The 2,387-nt window shown below is 39.0% G+C and carries 2 protein-coding genes; both read right to left on the reverse strand.

Features of this window, described 5'->3' with window-relative positions; all coding sequences use genetic code 11:
• On the reverse strand, window positions 1-536 hold a 536-nt coding region (locus tag AC11ZT_RS01870; RefSeq protein ID WP_484057979.1), incomplete at its 3' end, for a DEAD/DEAH box helicase.
• A gap of 387 nt (window positions 537-923) precedes the next feature.
• A complete protein-coding gene (locus tag AC11ZT_RS01875; RefSeq protein WP_484057980.1) occupies window positions 924-2,300 on the reverse strand; it encodes a UDP-N-acetylmuramoyl-tripeptide--D-alanyl-D-alanine ligase in 1,377 nt (458 codons plus the stop codon).
• Window positions 2,301-2,387 lie beyond the last annotated feature (87 nt).

The raw sequence follows: 2,387 nt of genomic DNA on the forward strand, positions 1-2,387 counted from the left end.
AATGTTTGATGTTCTTTTGGTACATCCGTTAAAATAGATTCAATATCTTCAATGAATCCCATGTTTAACATTTCATCCGCTTCATCAAGCACTACTGTTTCAACGCTTTGCAAACGAATTGTTTTACGATTAATATGGTCAAGAATACGTCCAGGTGTTCCGACAATTAAATGCGGATGCTTTTTCAAAGAACGAATTTGACGATTAATGTCTTGACCGCCGTATATAGGAAGGATACGAACGCGTTTGCTAGTACCAATCTTATATAACTCTTCTGAAACTTGGATAGCAAGTTCACGAGTCGGTGCAATAACAATCCCTTGTATCCAATCATGGTTCGTATCTATTTTTTCCAATAACGGTAAGCCAAATGCAGCTGTTTTCCCAGTACCTGTTTGTGCTTGACCGATAATATCTAATCCTTGTAAGGCAACCGGGATGGTTTCTGCCTGAATGGGTGTTGCTTCTTCAAATCCCATTTGCTCTACTGATGCGAGCAATTGTTCACTTAATCCTAATTCACGAAATGTTGTCAATTTTACGTGCTCCTTTTCTATTTCATATAACTATTCACTTAAAAAGGCATCCTCCTCATTTTAGGAAAATGCCCTTGCTATCGAAAAGTAATCTCTTCCGCTTTTCTAATGGGCTCATCTTCGAAAGAGAAATAATGGAAATGCTTTTTTGTGCTCTACCTATTATAAGTTTTGTATGTAAAAAAAGCAAACTCACTCTTTCCCTATTTTTCAAAATAAAGCCCTTTATTTCTAGGTTTTACAACGAATTCAGGGCTAACAAATTTATTTCATTTTTCCTATTCTACCACTTTTCGTAAAGAACTACTCAATCAAAAATTCCCATTTTACTTACATTTATCAAAAGAAAAACGATAGGATACTTTGCTCCTATCGTTACTTTCCATCTTAACCAAGCAGAGGAATCAGTTCTTCAAGCTTCATTCCCCGAGATGCCTTTAGTAAAATAACATCATGCGAACATGCTATCTTCCGCAATTCACTTGCTAATTCTTCTTTATCCGTAAAACTCATCACGCGACTTGAATCAAAATTTTCATGGGCACCTTTTGCAATCTGCTTACCAAGTTCCCCATATGTGAACACATAATCGACAAACTGCGGATCAATACACGTTCCCACTTCATAGTGGAACTGCTCTTCTTGATCACCGAGTTCTAACATTGTGCCTAGCACAACGATTTTCTTCTCATATCCGTGCATATCTTTCATAATGGTAAGAGCTGCCTTCATGGAAGTTGGACTAGCATTATACGCATCATTTATAATTGTTAATCCATCTGCTGCGTGCACCATTTCCATACGCATACGCGTCATTTGTAGATGTGCAAGACCTTCCTTTACATGTTCCCATGTCACACCGAAGAATGAGGCGACTGCCATACAGGCTAATGTATTGTAGACATTATACTTACCAAGTACAGGAATAAAAAACGAGGTTTCCGGCGCTTGGTTCATAGAAAACTCTGTACCATTTTCCTTCGTTGTAATACGAGTAGGAAAATAATCATTTGTTCCCTTATCTCCAAATGTAGCAATCGTAGCGGTAAGTTCTAATTGCGGTACTCTGTTTGCTAATAACGGTTCATCTCCGTTATAAACAAACAAGCCATTTTGCTGCAGACCGATGACAATCTCGGTTTTTGCCTTCGCAATTCCTTCCCGTGAACCAAGATCCATTAAATGAGACTCACCAATGTTCGTAATAATTGCTGCATTCGGCCGGGCAAGCTTGGATAGAAATTCAATTTCTCCAAAGCTTGACATTCCCATCTCGATAACTGCCATTTCCGTATCCTCTTCTAGACGAAGAATGGTAAGTGGCAATCCAATATGATTATTCAAATTACCTTCCGTTTTTTGCACCTTATATGTGGTAGCAAGGATACCTGTGAGAATGTCTTTCGTTGATGTTTTTCCGTTACTTCCGGTAATACCGATTACGCGAATAGACAGCTGACTACGATATTCATAAGCCAAGGATTGTAAGGCGTGTAGCGTATCTTCTACAAAAATGACAGGAATTCCAGTTGGAGGATTCGGTACATCTTTCTTCCAGAAGATCGCAGCAGCACCGTTATCCACAGCGTTTGCTACAAAGGAATGTCCGTCAAAACGCTCCCCTTGAATCGGAATGTATAGATTGCCTGGTTGAATCGAACGGGAATCTATCGATACGCCCTTTATCTGCAGGCTCTCCCATTTTTCGTCCAAGCCATTTCCGTCAACCATTTCTTGAACTTGTAATAATGTTCGTTCTATCATACGAGTTCCCCTTTACAAGGAAGAAACACTATTCCCGTTGAATAGTGCTTCGTTTCCCTCTTAAATTGTATATTTGATTTGTTGCTT

Source organism: Ectobacillus sp. (assembly GCF_056992975.1).

What these genes read in the sequence shown, in the direction of transcription:
- AC11ZT_RS01875 (WP_484057980.1), bottom strand. Translation starts at nt 2,300, where the DNA reads ATGATAGAACGAACATTATTACAAGTTCAAGAAATGGTTGACGGAAAT.